We start from the raw sequence: 17,918 nt of genomic DNA on the forward strand, positions 1-17,918 counted from the left end.
ACGCAGGCTTGCGCTTGTCTGGGGATTGCACTGTGTTCTGACGGAGGATGCGCGCGACCTCGATGATATGGTCACCCGGGCAACCCGCATTGCACGCGAAGAGGGTTTTGCTGATGTCGGGCAGCGGGTCATTATCACCGCAGGACTGCCACTGGGCACACCTGGTGCGACGAATATGATTCGCATCGCCTATGTCGGATAAGCTTCCGCAACGCGGCCGGGGCAGCGTCAGATGCCCTGCTCGATCCTGTCGATTGCGTTGATTGCCTCTTCGGCACCCTGAAGCGTGGGGTTGACGGCAAGAGCCTCCTCGTAGGCGGCCCGGGCTTCGGCGTATTTCTTTTGACGCATCAGGATCATGCCCTTGCCGGTGAGAGCCCCGAAATGGCGAGGCTCGAGGTCCAGAACCTTCTCGATGTCGCGCAGCGAGGCGTCGTAGCGGTCCAGAATGAAGTAGAGCGTGGCGCGCTTGTTCCAGGCTTCGGCAAAATCAGGATACGCTCCAGTCAATCGGTCGAGGATCGCGAGGGCCTCAACCGGCGCCTGCGCCGCGATTGCCCGCTCCGATTGCTGAAGCAAGGCTTCCGCCGTGGGGGAGTCGGAAGAGTTCCACAACTGCCAGATCTGCTGCTCCACCGGTCCGCCAACCGTGCCAGGCTGATGCAACAGTGCGAACAGTGCATCGAGTTGTTCAGCCCTCAACTCAGCAGGTTTTAGAGGAACTGCGGATGACGATGCGTCAAGCTGGCTCGACTGCGCCAGGGCAGGAGAGACCAGAAACACAGCACCGACCATCAATGAGACTCGCAACATGAGCCTCATTATATGGTGGCTAACATGGCAATAAAAGAGTGCCGTGAGCGGATCACCGATCACGGCACACATACAGGCTCAGAAACGAAGATCAGCCCTGGCGTGCCTTGAAGCGAGGATTCGTCTTGTTGATGATGTAAACTCGCCCTTTGCGGCGCACCATGCGGTTGTCGCGATGGCGCTTCAGAAGCGACTTCAAAGAGTTACGGACTTTCATGGACTTCACCTGACTTTTCGGGCAGAGAGGGGCTGGAAGTTCCCCTCCCAACGTGTGTTGGCCGGTTGAATAGCCGGGGGGCTTTCGGCTGTCAACCAACCCGAACCGAACCCATGACCGCATCGCAAAATACTACCGAACTCTGGATCACCGTCGGCGTGTTTCTGACGGGAGCCGGGGGAGTGGGGGTGATGTCCTGGCTTGAGCGGCGCCCGCGCAAAAGCCTCACGCCTCGGCTGATCCCAACGACACCCGTCCTGATGGCCTTCGGCTTCCTTGGCCTTTTGGCGCTGGTGCATCTGGTCAACCTTTTCGGCGTCATAACCGGCCGACAGTGACTTCCCCAGAGTAGACATGCTTCCGCCCACCCAGACACTCTATTTCGAAGACCTCTCTCTGGGCATGACGGAGACCTATGTGAAGGAGGTAAAATCCTCCGACGTGGTAGGATTCGCAGAGATTTCGGGTGACAGAAATCCCATCCATCTGTCTGAGCATTTCGCCGCCCGCACCCCGTTTGGAGGGCGCATCGCGCATGGCCTTTACACCGCAAGCCTGATTTCGGCGGTGATCGGCACCCGGCTTCCCGGACCAGGGGCCGTCTATCTCTCGCAGACCCTCAATTTCAGGGCCCCCGTGCGCATCGGCGATCACGTGGAAGCCAGCGTCGAAGTGGTGGAACTCGTTGAAAAAGGCCGGCGCGTGAAGCTCATTTGCCGTTGCAAGGTCGGTGACACTTTGGTCCTAGAGGGTGAAGCTCTGGTCAAGGTTCCGGGCAAGCCCGAGGGTTACTGAGACCGGCTTGACTCCCCAGGCAGCACGACTAGCCTTATGAACCTTGGTGGGAGGATCGAGATGCTGCGGAATTTTGACAATCGGCTCAACGCGGACGTGATCCGTTGCCTGCGCGCCATGGGGCATGGCGATGATCTGGTCATCAGCGACACCAATTTCCCGGCAGATTCGGTAGCCCGCCACACTGTCACCGGCAAACTCCTGCGCATGGACAACCTCACCGCGGCCGAGGCAATCGATGCAATCCTTTCGGTATTCCCGCTCGACAGTTTCGTGGATAAGCCCGCTGAACGCATGGAAATCGTCGGCAAACCCCAAGATGTGCCACCAGTTCAAGCCGAGGTTCAGAAGATCATCGACAAGTGGGAGGGTAAACCCTGGCCGATGGGTTCTGTCGAGCGTTTCGCCTTCTACGAAAGGGCGCGCAAGTCCTATGCGGTGATCGTGACCGGCGAAACCCGGTTCTATGGCTGCTTCATCCTCAAAAAGGGTGTGATCCCGCCCAAGGCCTGAGAAAGGCCCCCATCAGGCAGAGAAGGCGGCGCGCAGAATGGTGCGCTCGTCTTCGGTGAAGCGCAGGCTTGCCGTTGGCTGATGAGTCTGGAGCCGGTCGGCGGCATGGTCACAGGCCGTAAGATAGAGTGCGGCAGGCCCCGGTTCGTCGTGCAGAGCGAGCGCCAGCAGGCGAACGGTCCCGCAAAGGGCTTCCAGTTGGCCGACAAGATAACCAGCATCCGCCATCATATCCCCAGCCTGAAGATGGCTGCGCGACGACACACCCTGCGCACGGCGCTGGAACTGCAGTGCCTTCAAGCCATCCGCCAGAGCGGGAACGGCACCATCCGCCAGAGCCGCCACGAGACGGCGCATCTGGCCTGAACCCGTTTCGGCATCAACTCCATGCCGCAAGCCCTCCTGGCGGGCATAGCCGGCGACATAACCCGCCGTGAATGGCGCGGAGAACGCCGAAGCATCAGGTGCCTGGGCAGCTACGGCGGCAAGCGCCCTCTCAGCCGCCTTGCGGAACACCGCACTGACGTGATCCTCGCCTGCGCCACGCAGCACCACAGCAACCCGCGGCAGCGGCTTGCGGCGGCTCATGTTGATATCTCTCCACCCCATGGCCCAGCTTAGCCCAGGACGCATGCCGGGCAAACAACTCATGGGAAACCACCGCTCCCCCATGATTGACCCACTGAGCTCAGCCAGTAGAGCAAGCGCCGACCTGATTGAAACTGCGCCGCCGGAGGAGTTTCGCGGTGTGGACAGGAGAGTTGCGAAGAGAAGGCCGATGGCCCGGTCGAACCATCCAACACCCCCAATCTCCGTTTCAGGCTGCTCCCGCCAGGACGCCCCCGCCGGTCCGCACCACCGCGGCCGAACGGCGCTGTTTCAATCAGATCGGTTCTTGATCTAAGGTCCAGACCTCGCGTTTCAACCAGGGTCAGCAAGTCTTGAACGAACTCGGTCTCCTGCTTCTGCTCGGCGCCTTCCAGATCAAGCATGTCCTCGGCGATTACGTTCTCCAGAGCCGCTACATTCTGGATCATCGCCGTATCTGGGGGCATGGCGGAGGCCTCCTGCATGTTGCCATTCACGCCGCGCTCACGCTGCCCATCCTGCTCGTCGCTCATGTCAGCTTACCGCTCCTCCTCGCAATCATGCTGGGTGAGGCAGTGTTTCACTATCACCTTGACTGGGTGAAGGATGGGTGGACCCTCCGCATGGGCTGGACGCCGCGCGACAAGCAATTCTGGTGGCTGAACGGCGTGGATCAGGCACTACATCAGATATCCTACCTCGTCATCGTATGGCTAATTTCAGGATGATCCATGCCGACTGACCGTTCACCATCTTGCCAAACACAGGAAGACACGATCAAACGCCTGCGCGCTGAACTCAGCGACATGCAATTGCTCTATGAGGCGACGCTTGCGCACAGCGATGTAATCGAGGCGGAACTCGACCGAAAGAACCAACAGCTACAAGATCTGTCAGAGAAGTTGTCGCTTTACCTCGCACCCCAAGTCTATCAGGCGATTTTCTCTGGTAGGCGTGATGTGCAGATCCACGCAACCAGAAAGAATCTCACGATCTTCTTTTCCGACATCGTAGGCTTCACGGAAATCACCGACAGCCTTGAACCTGAAGAGCTGGCGTCACTTCTCAACGAATACATGACCGACGTGACGACCACCGCACATCGCTACGGCGCCACCGTCAACAAATACATCGGCGATGCCGTGGTGGCTTTCTTCGGTGATCCAGACTCAGCCGGAGAGGTGACCGATGCCTTGCGCTGCGTCGAGATGGCAATCGAGATCCAGAAGCGGCTGCCAGAATTGCGCAAGAATTGGGCTGCACGAGGTATCCAGCGGCCGATCCACTGCCGCATCGGCATCAACACGGGTTGCTGCACGGTTGGAAATTTTGGCAGCTCTACTCGAATGGACTACACCGCGATCGGAGGTGCCATGAATCTCGCCGCCCGAATCCAGTCTCTCGCCGAGACGGATGAAATTCTCGTATCGCACACGACATGGGCGCTCGTTCACGACCGGATCCCGCTGATCGAACGCGAACCCGCAATTCTCAAGGGGTTCACCACTCCCGAGCGCCTCTACCGGGTAGTGGCAAGCTCCAACGCGGACCAGGACGACGCCATCGCCGATAAGGGTCAACGCTAGGCCCGCACGTTCGGTCCCGAGACCGGCAATGAACAACCAGCCGCTACCGAAAAGCCAACCCTTCCCGAGACACGTTCTCGAACTGCTGGCTGATGGAGTAGAAGAACCCATGACAAGACGAGGAGTGATGATGACAACGGCGAGTACCGCAACTCCCATATTCGCGATCCGCTTCAAGCCTCGAGAGGATGTGCTAAGGATTCAAGCCCGGCTTGAGACGGTTCGGAGCTTTTCGTTGTCTCCCGCGCATGTCAACTAAAGGAAACTTTCGACTGTCTTACCAAGGGAGGCCACAGAACGCTGACAGGAGCAACTTAGGGTCAGGACTCATTTATCAGGGCCTGAAGTTGACTGCCGTAGCGATACATTTGACTGAAGGTAACGCATACTGGCTGAAATGACAGAAAACAGTGACGCGAATCCAGTATGTCATCATCAGTATCACTCCTCTTTGATTACGATACAGGCTCCTCCTGCCTTGCCACTCAGCAGTGGGGCGTTTCGATAGACTTCATTCAGGTCGAGTAATTTGACGGTATCTGGGTGACCCCCACCAAACTAGGATGCGACGCCGCTGTTGCTGGAATTACGCCAACACAGGCCAGAAAGGATGAAGGCGCAATCTTTAGTTCGACCACCGCAACATTTGCGCAGTCACTGCTCGTCCGGCGGTCTGATTATGAAAGTGGCCGGATTGTTGGATACAAATCATTTGCAGGGACCAAAATGATCATAGTCGTGGTACCCGGTACGACTGGTGAAACCTTTGCATGGCTGCGCGGTAAAGAGGTGGGTCTGCCAGGCAGCGTTTTCAGACAGTATGCGGGAGAAAATGAACTCCTTTTGGCCCTCAAGTCTGGTGAGATCGATGCAATCGCTCGCGGAGAAATAGGTAACCGCTACCGGCAAGGTCTCAATCACTCTGTACTGACCATCGACCTTCGTGATTTTGGCGAGGATTTCGCAATGTCTATCGATCCTACAAACGTGGATCTGCAGAAGCACCTTGCCGAGGCGCTTAAATTAGCCACCAAGGACGGAGCGCTGGACTTCCGACAGTGGAGCGATAATCCGAGCATATTTAGCGACTGGTACGTGGCGAATACAACCGGAGGGGTACCGCAATCATTTTTGTGAAGGTTATGTTTGGACTGTCCACTCCATGCTCCGAAACATGCCCACAGACTTCCCTCACGCTCGAGAACACAACCTGCGCAAAGCGATCATACACGTCTGTATCTCTCCGTCTGAAAAAGTCGGAGGAGCCATTTCCCAATGTCTCGCCACGCCAAGCCTCTTAGTCGGACGGAGGGCAATGATTTCGCACCGGATCCCATCTGTATGTTTGCGAGGATCGCCGGCACCCCAGCGAACAAGACGACCGGTCGAAAGGCCGCAACAGCAGAGGGTGCCTCCGCCGGCTTTGTTCTGAGTTTGCAATTTGGCGGACCCTAGGTCTCAGACCATCTGCTCTGTTCGTAAGAGCTTGCATACGTCAGATGACCTTATTTCATCACTTCGACCAAACAAACTCGGAAGCGCTGATCCCGGACAATCCGCGAGGGCGGACCTGAATTCAAAAGATCTATTCTTATCAATATCTTGAAGAATTATGGTGGGTGGTACAGGGATCGAACCTGTGACCCCTACCATGTCAAGGTAGTGCTCTACCGCTGAGCTAACCACCCACGTAATGACATCGTGGACGCCCCTATAGCGGCGGCAGGTCGGGGGCGCAAGCCCCGCGGGCACAGCTGCCGTCAGGCGGCCATCAGGCGCTCGACCTCGTTCACCAGATCACGCAGATGGAACGGCTTCGACAGTACCTTTGCGTCCTTGGGCGCCTTGGAATCCGGGTGCAGTGCGACGGCCGCAAAGCCGGTGATGAACATGATCTTCAGTCGAGGATCGAGTTCCGCAGCACGCCTTGCCAGCTCGATTCCATCCATTTCAGGCATGACGATGTCGGTGAGCAGCAGGTCAAAGCTGGTCTGCTTGATTTCCTCATAGGCGCTGAGCCCCTCGCTGAAGCTCGTTACCTCGTGACCGGCCTTCTGCAGAGCCTTTACGAGGAAGTTCCGCATGTCGTCGTCGTCTTCCGCAAGCAGTATCTTGGCCATCATTATCTTTGCCGTCACCCAGTCCGAACCCGTCCCGCAGGCCCATCCCAATTTGCAGTCACTTAGAGCAGCCTGGTAAACGGTGAATGAAAGCCAGGTGCGGCACTGGACAGGCCCGGGACGCTCGGTGATAGTAGTGAGAAATCGGCAATTCACAAAGAGTCGGCATGTCGGATAGCCAAGCCTCACCCCCGTTTGAAATCGTCTCGCCTGCCGAGTGGACTGCTCCAGCCGTGTTCAACTCCCCGCACAGCGGGCGTGATTTTCCGGCCGGCTTTCTGCGCCTGACCCGTCTTCCTGTCCGCAAACTCCGAAAGTCGGAAGACTGCTACGTCGACGAGCTCTTCCTGTCCTGCGTCAGCCATGGCGCACCCATGCTCCGCGCCCGCGTGCCCCGCAGCTTCATTGACCTCAACCGTGAGCCTTACGAGCTTGATCCACGCATGTTTACCGGCGACTTGCCAGGCCACGCGAACACCTCTTCACCGCGCGTGGCCGGAGGGCTGGGAACGATCCCTCGCATCGTATCCGAGGGTGAGGACATCTACCGCGGCCGCATAGACTATGCCGAGGCGCAACAGCGCATCGAGGGAATTCACATCCCCTATCACCGGACGCTGTCGGCGCTTGCGCAGGCCGTCCTGGCCAAGACCGGCGAGGTCCTGCTGGTCGATTGCCACTCGATGCCGGCAAGTGCCACGGCCCATGTTGCCCCTCCAGGGACCGGACCCGTCGACGTGGTCCTCGGCGACCGATTCGGAACCTCATGCGCCGAACACATCACAGAGCTCGTGGAGGCAAAGCTTCGCCACCACGGGCTAAGAGTTCTTCGCAACAAGCCGTATGCCGGCGGCTTCACCACCCAGAACCATGGCGCGCCACACCGCGGTCAGCACGCACTGCAGATCGAGATCAACCGCAGCCTCTACATGAATGAAACAACGCTTGATAAGACAGCAGAGTTCGAAGCTGTCAGGACCATCCTTGCAGACCTGAACCGCGAGCTGCTCAACTACCTTGAGGCGCATATGACGCCGCGGCAACTGGCAGCCGAATGACGATCTGTCAGAAAAAAAGGGCCGATGCACCATGGTGATCGGCCCAAGTCTAGGGAGGAAACGCCCAGGAAGGGCAACGAAGCATCTCTGCCTCGCCTTACGTCATATGGCAGTGCGATATGTCTGAATCAAGATCATGCAGCCAAGAATGTGTGACTTGCGCCGGATCACCATCCGATCTCACTTGGCAAATCAGATCTAAGCCAATGATAAATTGCCCTAATCTTATAGAATCGGTCAAAAAGCGGATCGCCATGCGTTTCATGCATAACGTGGTCTGGCTAACGTGGTCTGGCTGTTGCAGCGCAGCATCGATCACGGCTTGGGCGTTGCGGGGGCGGCCGGGTTATCTGGCAGGGTTTAAACATGACACCTGACTGGGAGGACCTCACCCGTTTCGCGATAACCCTGGCGCACCAGGCCGCAGGGGCAATCCTTCCCTATTTCCGCCGCAACACCGAGATTCAGGAGAAAGACGGCCCCGTGTGGGATCCTGTCACAGAAGGCGACCGTGCCGGTGAACGGATCATTCGCAGTCTGATCGAGAAACAGTACCCAGACCATGCCATTCACGGGGAGGAATATGGCGTGAAGGACGGCCGTTCGCCATTCACCTGGGTGCTGGACCCGGTCGATGGAACACGCGCCTTCGTGTGCGGCATGCCAACTTGGGCCACACTGATCGGGCTGAGTTTCGAGGGGCGACCGGTTCTGGGCCTCATGAACCAGCCAGTGGTCGGAGACATGTTCTTTGGCAATCCGTCGGGTGCATGGCATGACTACCGCGGCCACGTCACGAAGATGTCGACCCGGAGCGGCGTGGAATTGGCACGCGCCACCATCGGCACGACCGCTCCCGAACTCTATCGCAGCAGAGAGAACCAGCGCCGCTTCCAGACCCTTCGCGAGGCGGCCAGGCTCACACGATACGGGGGCGATTCCTATTTCTTCTGCATGGTTGCAGCAGGACATATCGACATCGCCATGGATTGCGGTCTGCAGCCTTATGACATCACGCCCCTGCTTCCCATCATTACCGGCGCCGGCGGTGTCGCAGCGGAATGGACCGGCGGAAATCTCTCGCATGGCGGCAACGTCATAACCGCAGGCTCCGACTCGCTGCTCGCCGAGGCGCTCGCCATAATGGCACACAAGCCTTCGAACCCTTGAGAGCTCGCCATACTCGCCTATAGTACTCCAAAGAGAAGGGGTTCCCGATGAGCACACTGAAGAGCTGGGCCGAGACTGCACCACTTCTGGTCGATACGGCGATGGGCCGGCGCAAGGCGGACGTTGTGATCCGCAATGGCCTTTGGGTGAATGTCCATTCCGGCGAAATCATTCCCCGGACGGACATTGCCATCACGGCGGGGCGCTTTGCCTATGTGGGCCCCGACGCCTCCCACGCCATCGGACCCGACACCCGAGTCATCCTGGCGGATGGTCGTTATCTGGTCCCTGGCCTGTGCGACGCCCACATGCATGTTGAGAGCGGCATGGTCACAGTCACGGAATTCGCTCGCGCCGTGATTCCACATGGAACGACGTCAATGTTCATTGATCCCCACGAAATCGCAAATGTTCTGGGTCTTGCCGGCGTCCGGCTCATGCACGATGAAGCAATGGAGCTCCCCATCAATATCTTCGTGCAAATGCCGTCCTGCGTGCCAAGCGCCCCCGGGCTCGAAAATGCCGGAGCCGAGCTTGGCCCAGATGATGTTCGCGAGGCCATGAACTGGCCCAACATCATCGGCCTTGGCGAAATGATGAACTTCCCTGGGGTGATTGCCGGTGACAGCAAAATGCTGGCGGAGATCGCAGCCACCCAGAACGCCGGAAGGACGGTGGGAGGTCATTACGCCTCACCCGATCTTGGCCTTGCCTTCCATGCCTATGCGGCTGGCGGGCCAGCCGATGATCACGAGGGTACACGCCGCGAAGATGCCATCGCTCGAGTGCGCCAGGGAATGCGCGCCATGCTGCGCCTGGGCTCGGCCTGGTATGATGTGGCAACCCAAGTCAAGGCTATCACTGAAGATGGTCTCGATTCGCGGAATTTCATTCTGTGTACGGATGATTCGCATTCCGGCACTCTTGTGAATGACGGTCACATGAACCGGGTGGTGCGCCATGCCATTGCCCAGGGGTTGAAGCCAATCACTGCCATACAGATGGCAACGCTGAATACGGCGCAGCACTTCGGGCTGGAGCGCGAACTGGGTTCGATCACGCCCGGCCGCCGCGCTGATCTCATCATCACCTCTGACCTCGTCAGCCTGCCTGTCGAGATGGTGGTTGCGCGCGGCAGACTGCTGGCTGAAGCAGGCCGGCTCACCACCGATGTTCCCGCCTTTCGGTATCCACCATCCGCCAAGAATACGATCAACATGAAGCGGGACCTCTCCGCCGAAGATTTTTCCATTGTAGCACCAAAAGGGGCCAATGACGTCACCGCACGGGTCATCGGCGTCATTGAAAATCAGGCTCCGACGCGGGCACTGGACATGCGGCTGAAAGTGAGGTCGGGCCTAGTGGAGGCGGACATCAGCTCTGGCGTCTGCCAGATTGCTTTGGTCGAGCGCCACCGCGCCACTGGCGGCGTAACCAATGCATTCGTGTCAGGTTTCGGCTACAACGTGGAATGCGCGGTGGCGACGACCGTTGCGCATGACAGCCATCACATGATCGTGGTGGGAACCAGCCGCAGCGACATGGCGACGGCTGCAAACATTCTTCGAAAGGTGGGAGGCGGCGCCGTGGTTGTCAGCAAGGGCGATCAACTTGCACTCGTCGAACTGCCGATCGCCGGGCTCATGTCTGATGAACGGGCAGAAATAGTTGCGGCTAAGGCAGGTGCCCTGCTCGAGGCCATGAAGTCATGCGGTTGTTCACTCAACAATGCCTATATGCAGCACTCGCTGCTGGCACTTGTCGTCATTCCCGAATTACGGATTTCTGACACCGGACTTGTCGACGTCCGGCGTTTCGAAAAGGTGGACCTCTTTCTGTAAGGCCTACCCTGATGCCGTTCCAGCCTACTGCATGGCCAGCTTCAGGCATTCGCCTGCAGCCATGGCAGCTGGACGGGCATCAGCGCGCGTGATCTGACCGGAGGTAACGAGCGACTTGGTGGCCGTTGTCACCGCGCCCTTGAGATCCACCGAGGGCGTGACCTGCGGCAGCACGGCATTGAAGATGAGCTGGCCATTGGCATCAAGTCCCGCCGCACAGTTCTGGGCCTCGGTCTGGCCAGCAAGGGCCGGCGCAGCAGACAGTGCCAGCAGCAGTACGGCAGAAGTGAATCGCATGATCGCAAGCCTTTCTTATTGAGTTAGCTTCACCCTACCCAACTCCGGCAAAATGGAAATAGGTAGAAAATCGGACAGCGGAAACGAGTTCAGTCGTCGCGGTAGACGCGTTCTCGGCGTTCATGACGCTCTTGCGCTTCGATTGACAGCGTAGCAATCGGCCGTGCATCGAGCCGCTTGAGGCTGATGGGCTCGCCGGTCTCTTCGCAATAGCCATACGACCCGTCCTCGATCCGCTTCAGAGCCGCGTCGATCTTGGAGATGAGCTTGCGCTGCCGGTCCCTTGTGCGCAACTCAAGCGAACGATCGGTTTCAGATGATGCTCGGTCCGCAAGGTCCGGCAGAACGTGATTCTCATCTTGAAGATGCGCGATCGTCTCCTTGCTCTCCTTCAGGATGTCGTCCTTCCAGACCAAAAGCTTGAGCCGGAAATACTCGCGCTGCCGCTCATTCATGAACGGCTCGTCGTCACTGGGCTTGTAGGTTTCGTCGACTGTAACAGCCATTTCGAACTCTCTGATGACCACCCGCTGGCGCGGGCTTATAGCTTCCACCTCCGGCTTCCACAATAGCTGCCTCAGGGCCGCGGCAGCGCCGTCCACAACTCCGCTATCACGCTGATTCGACGACGGTTTATTGACATTTGCCATAAAGCTGTCGGAGTGGCACAAGAACCACCGGTCGAGGATCGGAAGAGGAAGGTCGCATCATGCGCTTCGAAGGAACGGCAGGCTATGTGGCTACCGATGATCTCAAGACGGCCGTCAACGCGGCCATCGTGCTACAGCGGCCCTTGCTGGTGAAGGGTGAGCCGGGTACCGGCAAGACCGTGCTGGCCCGCGAGATTGCCAGCGCTCTCGAAATTCCGATCATCGAATGGCACATCAAGTCCACGACCAAGGCCCAGCAAGGCCTTTATGAATATGACACGGTGGCACGCCTGCGTGACTCTCAGCTGGGTGATGACCGCGTGAACGACATCGCGAACTACATCCGCCGCGGCAAGCTGTGGGAGGCCTTCACAACAACCGAGCGACCTGTTCTTCTCATCGACGAAATCGACAAGGCTGACATCGAGTTCCCGAATGATCTGCTGCAGGAACTCGATCGCATGGAATTCTTCGTCTACGAGACTGGTGAAACGGTCAAGGCAGTGCAAAGGCCGATCGTCATCATCACCTCCAACAACGAGAAGGAACTCCCGGACGCCTTTCTTCGCCGCTGCTTCTTTCACTACATACGTTTCCCGGACGCCGAAACCATGCAGGCAATTGTGGATGTTCATTTCCCGGGCATAAAGAAGCAGCTCGTTGCCGAGGCGCTGAGCCTTTTCTTCGAGCTGCGCGAGGTGCCAGGCCTGCGCAAGAGGCCATCAACATCCGAGCTTCTCGACTGGCTGAAACTGCTTCTGAACGAAGACATACTGCCTGAAACCCTGCGCGAGCGCGATCCACGCAAGGTCATCCCGCCTCTGCATGGCGCCCTGCTGAAGAACGAGCAGGATGTGATGTTGTTCGAGAAGCTCGCATTCATGACAAGGCGCTAGCACAACGGCCTCTTATCCGCTGCTCTCCTGCTCGCGTGATGCGTGGGAGCGACGTTCGTCGAGCCGGTCTTTGAGCTGCATGTACCAATACCCGGATTGAACGGCAGCACGTCCGAACGGACCGCCCGCCCAGCGAGGCCCGTAAGCAGAAAACCGACGGTACTCATCATCCCGGCTGGCGATCGCGCGGGCAAGCAGCACACCGGCCATTGCCGTCGTGTTCATGCCGTGCCCACCGAAGGCCGTGGCCCACCATTGCCCCTCACCATCTGTACCGATGAGTGGCATGAAATGCCTAGCGTAGCCCATCAGCCCAGCCCAAGCAAAATCGATGCGTGGGTTGCCAAGCTCCGGAAACACAGAAACCATGTCGGCTTTCATGCGTTCGGCCAGTTGCCTCGGCTCGGAGACACGCGTGGTGATGGCGCCGCCCCACAGCAGCCGACAGTCATCGACCAGCCGGAAGTAATTACCTGCCCTGCGCGAGTCGGAAACTGCACTCCGGGTACGGATGACGTCCTGCGTCAAGGGTTCCGTTACTGCAACATACGTCGCCACCGGCAGGACGGCACGTCCCGTCGGCCTGTGCAGCCTGCGGTCCAGCGACGACACGCAGTAAACCACATGACGAACCCGCGCCTCCCCGCCAGGAGTACGCACGCTGTACCCAGCGCCGTCTCGCTTGACTGTCAGCGCGGGCGACCCCTCGCAGAGCTGGGCACCTGCAGCCTCCGCCTTCGCAGCCAGCATCAGCGCATAGCGCAAGGGGTGAACGTGGAAGGCCGTTGGATCAAGACCAGACTGGAAGTAGCGGCGGGTGGCGACGCGCTGTCGCGTGGCAGCAACATCTAGATATTGAACCTCCTGACCGTAGTCACTCGCCATCTTCGCAACCGACGCCTGCTTGCCGACCGGATCGGCATAGCGCAGGCAACCAAGCCAGCCGTCGCCCATGCGAATGCCCGGGTCCGTCACGGCAATTTCGGCGCGGACGTAGTCAGTTCCGAGGCGTGACAGGCCGTAGAGTGACCTCGCCGCATCAAGACCAAGCCGCCGTTCGACACTGTCGATGGAACAGGCAAAGCCGTTGGACACGAACCCGCCGTTTCGGCCCGACGCTCCCCAGGCCAGTCGCCGCGCCTCCAGCAACAGAACCGACACTCCGCTCCGAGCCAGTTCCAGGGCGGTGGTAAGCCCGGCGAGGCCGCCGCCGATCACACAGACCTCGGCCTCCCGCTGGCCACGCAGGAAGGTTCGCGCGCTATACCTGCTGACGGTTGCCTCATACCAGGTATCGCCGGAATGGTCCGCGCCAATCATCCTGTTTCCGAATCCCACCAGTTGCCCCGGCCCCATGCCTTCCGCTATGGAAAGCCATCATGCGATTTTCTTCGGGCAAAGACTTCGTCAGCCGACGCCACAAGGCAGTCACCATATTCGGCATGTCCGGTGTGGGCAAGACGACACTGTCCAACCTGCTTCAGGAGACGGGCTGGTATCACTATTCCGTCGACTATCGGATCGGCACCCGCTACATGGGCGAGCATATCGTCGACAACTTCAAGCGCGAGGCGATGCGCGTCCCCTTCCTGCGGGACCTGCTGCTGTCGGACTCGATCCACATCCAGTCAAACATTACCTTCGACCACCTGAAGCCGCTGTCGACCTATCTTGGCAAGCCCGGCAACCCTGACAAGGGCGGCATCTCCTTTGCGGAATACAAGATCCGCCAGCGCCAGCACCGTGAAGCCGAGATCGCCGCATTGCTGGATGTTCCCGCCTTCATCGGCAAGGCAAATGACATCTATCAGTACGATAATTTCGTCTGCGACTCTGGCGGCTCGCTGTGTGAAGTGGTCAACCCCGCCAACCCACTCGACCCGGTGCTGTCCTGTCTCGCGGAACACTCGGTTCTGCTGTTTGTAGAAGGCACCCCGGAACATACGCGCATGCTGGTCGAGCGTTTCCGCAAGGCGCCCAAGCCCATGTATTACCAGCCGCAGTTTCTGGATGCCAAATGGGCCGAATACAAGGCTCTTCAGGGCATTTCCCGCGATGAAGATGTCGATCCCGACGGCTTTGCCGTCTGGGGCTTTGAACAACTTCTTCACCATCGCATCCCTCTGTATAAGGCGATCGCGGATAACTTCGGCTATACGATCCGAATGCGTGACGTTCCCTCCGTACAGTCGGAGGAGGATTTCACCGCCCTCGTCGCCGCGACGATCGATCAATCGAGATAAGCCCCGGTTCCCATGCCCATCCGAATTCCCAACGATCTCCCGGCCCGCCATACGCTCGAAGCCGAGGGCGTCATGGTCATGACAGAGGCTACCGCTGCCCGTCAGGACATTCGCCCACTGCAGATTGGCCTGCTCAACCTCATGCCCAACAAGATCAAGACTGAGACGCAGTTTGCACGCCTTATCGGAGCCACACCACTGCAGGTCGACCTCACGCTCATCAAGATCACCAGCCACACGCCAAGGAACACGCCGGCCGAGCACATGCTGGCCTTCTACGAGAACTGGGAGGACGTGAAGACCCGCAAGTTTGATGGTCTCATTGTCACAGGTGCGCCCGTAGAGCTGCTGGAGTTTGAAGACGTGACCTACTGGCCAGAACTCAGCCGGATTTTCGCCTGGACCCAGACCAACGTCCACTCCACCTTGTGCATCTGCTGGGGCGCTCAGGCTGCCCTTTACCATTTTCACAAGGTGCCGAAGCATGCGCTTGGGGAAAAGCGATTTGGTGTCTACTGCCACCGCAACCTCAGCCCCAGCTCTCCCTTTCTGCGCGGCTTCTCGGATGATTTTTCTGTTCCGGTATCCCGCTGGACCGAAAATCGCCTGGCCGATCTTCCACGGGGCGGAAGCCTCGAAGTGCTGATGGAGTCGGATGAGGCAGGCTTGTGCCTAATCGACGATCCACTTCACCGCGCACTCTACATGTTCAATCACATTGAATACGACACCACATCTCTCGCCGACGAGTACTGGCGAGATCACAAGGCGGGCAAGCCCATCACCATCCCGGCCAACTACTTCCCCAGAAACGATCCGCAGTTGCCGCCCGAGAACCGCTGGCGCAGCCATGCCCATCTGTTGTTTGGCAACTGGATCAACGCGGTCTATCAGACCACACCGTTTGCTCTTTCGGAGATCGGCCATCAGGCCTAGTCTTGCGCTTCATGTCTGAGGGAAAAGGCCGTCATGCCGGACCGACAGCTTCTGCTGCTGCGCCATGCGAAGGCCGAGATCGGTGAACATGAGCTTCGTGACATCGACAGGCCTCTGGCGGCACGTGGACGTCGTGCAGCAGAACGCATCGGGCGCTATCTGGCCGAGCACGACCTTGTGCCCGATCTTGTCCTCTGTTCACCCGCGCGTCGCACCCGCGAGACCTGGGAGATCGCGGCACGTGCCCTGCCGCCGGTGAAATCGCTCTTCCCGGACAGCCTATATGACTTCGGGGACGGCTCTGCCCTGCTGGACGCCATCCGCAAGGATGCAGAAGGCGTCAGGCGCCTCCTGCTGGTCACGCACAATCCGGCGACCCAGGCACTGGCGCTGCGGCTGTCAGGTTCCGCACCAGCACGGCAGCGTCGGCAAATGGCGGAAAAATATCCAACGGCTGGGCTCGCGGTATTCACATTCCCTGGCCGGGACTGGGCGCAGACTGCGGCTGGCGCCGGGCATCTTGCGGCATTTATCCGTCCGCGGGACCTCATGGAGGAGTGAATGCCCTTGCCTTGCCAGTCAGAACCCACCACCTAAGCCGGCACAGGGGTGGATTGTCATCGCAAGTTTCAGCAGCATTATAGACGGCACACGCCTGGCGGCAGGCAACCTCGCGGATTTCGCCACGGGGCTCGTCAGCCCGTCGTTACGGCTCGGTGTGACGGGGCTGTCGCGCGCTGGCAAGACAGTCTTCATCACGGCAGTCGTCAACGCCCTTCTGAAGGGTGGGCGCTTCCCTGCCTTCGAAGCGCTGAGCGGCGGCCGGATCACCCGTTGCTATCTCGAACCGCAACCTGATGATACACTGCCGCGGTTTGAGTTCGAAAGTCATGCCAATGCTCTGTCCGGCGACAATCGTCATTGGCCGGAAAGCACGCGCCGCATCAGCCAGCTACGGATCACCGTGGAATATGTGCCATCAGGCCTGCTGGCCCGCACGCTGGGCGGCGGCCGCCTGCACATCGATATCGTGGACTATCCAGGAGAATGGCTGCTGGACCTGCCACTGCTGCGAACGAGTTATGCAGAATGGTCAGCAGCCACGGTCAGAGCAAGCCGCTCAGCGCCCCGTCGGGCCCATGCAGCGGCATGGCACGACATGCTTGCAGCACTGGCGCCATCGATGCCTGCCGATGAGGCTATGGCCATAAAAGCCGCAGGATTATTCACAGCCTATCTGGCGCGTTGCCGCGCCGACGATGTCGCGCTCTCAAGCCTGCCGCCGGGCCGGTTCCTGATGCCCGGAGATTATCAGGGGTCTCCGCTGCTGGCATTTGCTCCACTCGACATCGCTCCGGACGCAGTGCTGCAGAAGGGCACTCTCGGTGCACTGATGGAAAGGCGTTACCAATCCTACGTCGCAACCATCGTGAAGCCATTCTTCTTTGACCATTTCGCACGGCTGGACCGGCAGGTGATTCTGGTGGATGCCCTCAGCGCCTTGAACGCCGGGGCTTTTGCCGTAAGAGATCTCGAACAGACACTTACCGCCATTCTCGCCTGCTTCCGCCAGGGTGCGAACTCGCCTCTCTCCGCTCTATTTGGCCGCCGCATCGACCGTGTGCTGTTTGCCGCCACGAAGGCGGATCTCCTCCACCACACCAGCCATGACCGGCTGGAAAACATCCTCAGACTGCTTGTCGCACAGGCAATGGATCGAGCTTCCTGCCAGGGTGCCGGAATTGATGTTGCCGCGCTGAGCGCCATTCGCGCCACCCGCGAGGCGCGTGTTCGCCAAAAGGGTGAGACGCTCGACTGCATTGCGGGGATTCCACTCGGTGGCGAAACAATTGGCGAAACCTACTTCGACGGCCACACCGAAGCGGCGGTGTTTCCAGGTGATCTGCCGAAAGATGCGAACAAAGCCCTTGACGGTTCTCTCGAGGGCAAGCTCAGGTTCCTCCGCTTCCGGCCACCAGCCGCAAGGGATGGAGCCTGGCCACACATTCGCCTCGATCGAACATTGGAATTCTTGCTGGGAGACAGGTTCAAATGAGCGGGGACGCGCGTCGGCCTCAGGCCTTCGTCATTGAAACCGGCGAGCCGCATGTAAGGCCATCCGCCATCCACCTTGAACCGGAAACGGATGACGGTCAGGTGATCGTTCTGCCGCCGGCGCCGCTTGCGCGGCCAGC

Annotated in this window: 22 protein-coding genes and 1 tRNA gene; 15 read left to right on the top strand and 8 right to left on the bottom strand. The window is 59.2% G+C overall.

The genetic code is table 11. The features are described from left to right. Positions 1-202 (top strand): pyruvate kinase alpha/beta domain-containing protein (locus ACILRN_RS08330; RefSeq protein WP_395687273.1); only part of this gene is annotated, 202 nt, incomplete at its 5' end. A 26-nt stretch (positions 203-228) separates the two neighbouring features. Here the strand turns inward: ACILRN_RS08330 and ACILRN_RS08335 are convergent. After that, positions 229-813, bottom strand: coding sequence for a tetratricopeptide repeat protein (locus tag ACILRN_RS08335; RefSeq protein ID WP_395687275.1), 585 nt, complete (start codon positions 811-813; stop codon positions 229-231). Between the two features lie 91 nt (positions 814-904). Beyond that, complete coding sequence (ykgO, locus tag ACILRN_RS08340; RefSeq protein ID WP_290542514.1) at positions 905-1,030, bottom strand: type B 50S ribosomal protein L36; 126 nt, start codon at positions 1,028-1,030, stop codon at positions 905-907. Between the two features lie 113 nt (positions 1,031-1,143). Between ykgO and ACILRN_RS08345 the strand changes: the two genes are divergently transcribed. Genes ACILRN_RS08345 through ACILRN_RS08355 form a run of 3 tightly spaced genes read left to right on the top strand, consistent with a single transcriptional unit; the run spans position 1,144 to position 2,338 of the window. Beyond that, positions 1,144-1,368 (top strand): hypothetical protein, encoded by a 225-nt coding sequence (locus tag ACILRN_RS08345; protein WP_395687278.1) that lies wholly within the window; start codon positions 1,144-1,146, stop codon positions 1,366-1,368. 16 nt (positions 1,369-1,384) lie between these two features. Beyond that, complete coding sequence (locus ACILRN_RS08350; protein WP_395687280.1) at positions 1,385-1,825, top strand: MaoC family dehydratase; 441 nt, start codon at positions 1,385-1,387, stop codon at positions 1,823-1,825. 60 nt (positions 1,826-1,885) lie between these two features. Beyond that, complete coding sequence (locus tag ACILRN_RS08355; protein WP_395687282.1) at positions 1,886-2,338, top strand: RbsD/FucU family protein; 453 nt, start codon at positions 1,886-1,888, stop codon at positions 2,336-2,338. A gap of 12 nt (positions 2,339-2,350) precedes the next feature. On the opposite strand, the gene ACILRN_RS08360 is transcribed toward ACILRN_RS08355, so the two are convergent. Then, entirely contained in the window at positions 2,351-2,926 is a 576-nt protein-coding gene (locus ACILRN_RS08360) for a hypothetical protein (protein WP_395687284.1), read from the bottom strand. A 353-nt stretch (positions 2,927-3,279) separates the two neighbouring features. On the opposite strand from ACILRN_RS08360, the gene ACILRN_RS08365 reads away from it, so the two are divergent. The 3 genes from ACILRN_RS08365 (at position 3,280) to ACILRN_RS08375 (ending at position 5,649) form a co-directional block, all read left to right on the top strand. After that, positions 3,280-3,654 (top strand): DUF3307 domain-containing protein, encoded by a 375-nt coding sequence (locus ACILRN_RS08365; RefSeq protein ID WP_395687286.1) that lies wholly within the window; start codon positions 3,280-3,282, stop codon positions 3,652-3,654. Positions 3,655-3,657: 3 nt separating this feature from the next. Then, on the top strand, positions 3,658-4,512 hold the full coding sequence (locus tag ACILRN_RS08370; RefSeq protein WP_395687288.1) for an adenylate/guanylate cyclase domain-containing protein: 855 nt from the start codon (positions 3,658-3,660) through the stop codon (positions 4,510-4,512). Between the two features lie 543 nt (positions 4,513-5,055). Further along, the gene (locus tag ACILRN_RS08375; protein ID WP_395687290.1) at positions 5,056-5,649 is read left to right on the top strand and encodes a hypothetical protein; all 594 of its coding nucleotides are present in this window, start codon (positions 5,056-5,058) and stop codon (positions 5,647-5,649) included. A gap of 476 nt (positions 5,650-6,125) precedes the next feature. Here the strand turns inward: ACILRN_RS08375 and ACILRN_RS08380 are convergent. Both ACILRN_RS08380 and cpdR read right to left on the bottom strand, forming a co-directional pair. After that, positions 6,126-6,200 (bottom strand) — tRNA-Val (locus ACILRN_RS08380). Between the two features lie 72 nt (positions 6,201-6,272). After that, positions 6,273-6,632, bottom strand: coding sequence for a cell cycle two-component system response regulator CpdR (gene cpdR / locus ACILRN_RS08385; RefSeq protein WP_395687310.1), 360 nt, complete (start codon positions 6,630-6,632; stop codon positions 6,273-6,275). Positions 6,633-6,799: 167 nt separating this feature from the next. Between cpdR and ACILRN_RS08390 the strand changes: the two genes are divergently transcribed. The 3 genes from ACILRN_RS08390 (at position 6,800) to ade (ending at position 10,701) form a co-directional block, all read left to right on the top strand. Next, positions 6,800-7,690 (top strand): N-formylglutamate amidohydrolase, encoded by an 891-nt coding sequence (locus ACILRN_RS08390; protein WP_395687292.1) that lies wholly within the window; start codon positions 6,800-6,802, stop codon positions 7,688-7,690. 366 nt (positions 7,691-8,056) lie between these two features. Then, positions 8,057-8,860 (top strand): inositol monophosphatase family protein, encoded by an 804-nt coding sequence (locus tag ACILRN_RS08395; protein WP_395687294.1) that lies wholly within the window; start codon positions 8,057-8,059, stop codon positions 8,858-8,860. Between the two features lie 47 nt (positions 8,861-8,907). After that, positions 8,908-10,701, top strand: coding sequence for an adenine deaminase (gene ade / locus ACILRN_RS08400; RefSeq protein ID WP_395687296.1), 1,794 nt, complete (start codon positions 8,908-8,910; stop codon positions 10,699-10,701). Between the two features lie 24 nt (positions 10,702-10,725). On the opposite strand, the gene ACILRN_RS08405 is transcribed toward ade, so the two are convergent. Both ACILRN_RS08405 and dksA read right to left on the bottom strand, forming a co-directional pair. After that, positions 10,726-10,998, bottom strand: a complete 273-nt coding sequence (locus ACILRN_RS08405; protein WP_395687297.1) for a hypothetical protein — start codon at positions 10,996-10,998, stop codon at positions 10,726-10,728. An 89-nt stretch (positions 10,999-11,087) separates the two neighbouring features. Further along, positions 11,088-11,504 carry an RNA polymerase-binding protein DksA gene (dksA, locus tag ACILRN_RS08410; protein WP_395687299.1) on the bottom strand — a complete coding sequence of 139 codons (417 nt, stop codon included), beginning with the start codon at positions 11,502-11,504 and terminating at the stop codon, positions 11,088-11,090. Between the two features lie 203 nt (positions 11,505-11,707). Between dksA and ACILRN_RS08415 the strand changes: the two genes are divergently transcribed. Beyond that, the gene (locus ACILRN_RS08415; protein ID WP_395687301.1) at positions 11,708-12,544 is read left to right on the top strand and encodes an AAA family ATPase; all 837 of its coding nucleotides are present in this window, start codon (positions 11,708-11,710) and stop codon (positions 12,542-12,544) included. 12 nt (positions 12,545-12,556) lie between these two features. Here ACILRN_RS08415 and ACILRN_RS08420 read toward each other — a convergent pair whose 3' ends face one another. Next, a complete protein-coding gene (locus tag ACILRN_RS08420) occupies positions 12,557-13,864 on the bottom strand; it encodes an NAD(P)/FAD-dependent oxidoreductase (protein WP_395687303.1) in 1,308 nt (435 codons plus the stop codon). 59 nt (positions 13,865-13,923) lie between these two features. On the opposite strand from ACILRN_RS08420, the gene ACILRN_RS08425 reads away from it, so the two are divergent. Genes ACILRN_RS08425 through ACILRN_RS08440 form a run of 4 tightly spaced genes read left to right on the top strand, consistent with a single transcriptional unit; the run spans position 13,924 to position 17,779 of the window. Beyond that, the gene (locus tag ACILRN_RS08425; RefSeq protein ID WP_395687305.1) at positions 13,924-14,787 is read left to right on the top strand and encodes an ATPase; all 864 of its coding nucleotides are present in this window, start codon (positions 13,924-13,926) and stop codon (positions 14,785-14,787) included. A gap of 12 nt (positions 14,788-14,799) precedes the next feature. Beyond that, on the top strand, positions 14,800-15,723 hold the full coding sequence (gene metA, locus ACILRN_RS08430) for a homoserine O-succinyltransferase (protein ID WP_395687307.1): 924 nt from the start codon (positions 14,800-14,802) through the stop codon (positions 15,721-15,723). A gap of 33 nt (positions 15,724-15,756) precedes the next feature. Further along, positions 15,757-16,284 carry a SixA phosphatase family protein gene (locus ACILRN_RS08435; RefSeq protein ID WP_395687308.1) on the top strand — a complete coding sequence of 176 codons (528 nt, stop codon included), beginning with the start codon at positions 15,757-15,759 and terminating at the stop codon, positions 16,282-16,284. A 58-nt stretch (positions 16,285-16,342) separates the two neighbouring features. Next, positions 16,343-17,779, top strand: coding sequence for a YcjX family protein (locus ACILRN_RS08440; RefSeq protein ID WP_395687311.1), 1,437 nt, complete (start codon positions 16,343-16,345; stop codon positions 17,777-17,779). The last annotated feature ends 139 nt before the right edge of the window (positions 17,780-17,918 follow it).

The sequence above is a fragment of the Aestuariivirga sp. genome, from assembly GCF_044238155.1.
GTDB lineage: Bacteria > Pseudomonadota > Alphaproteobacteria > Rhizobiales > Aestuariivirgaceae > Aestuariivirga.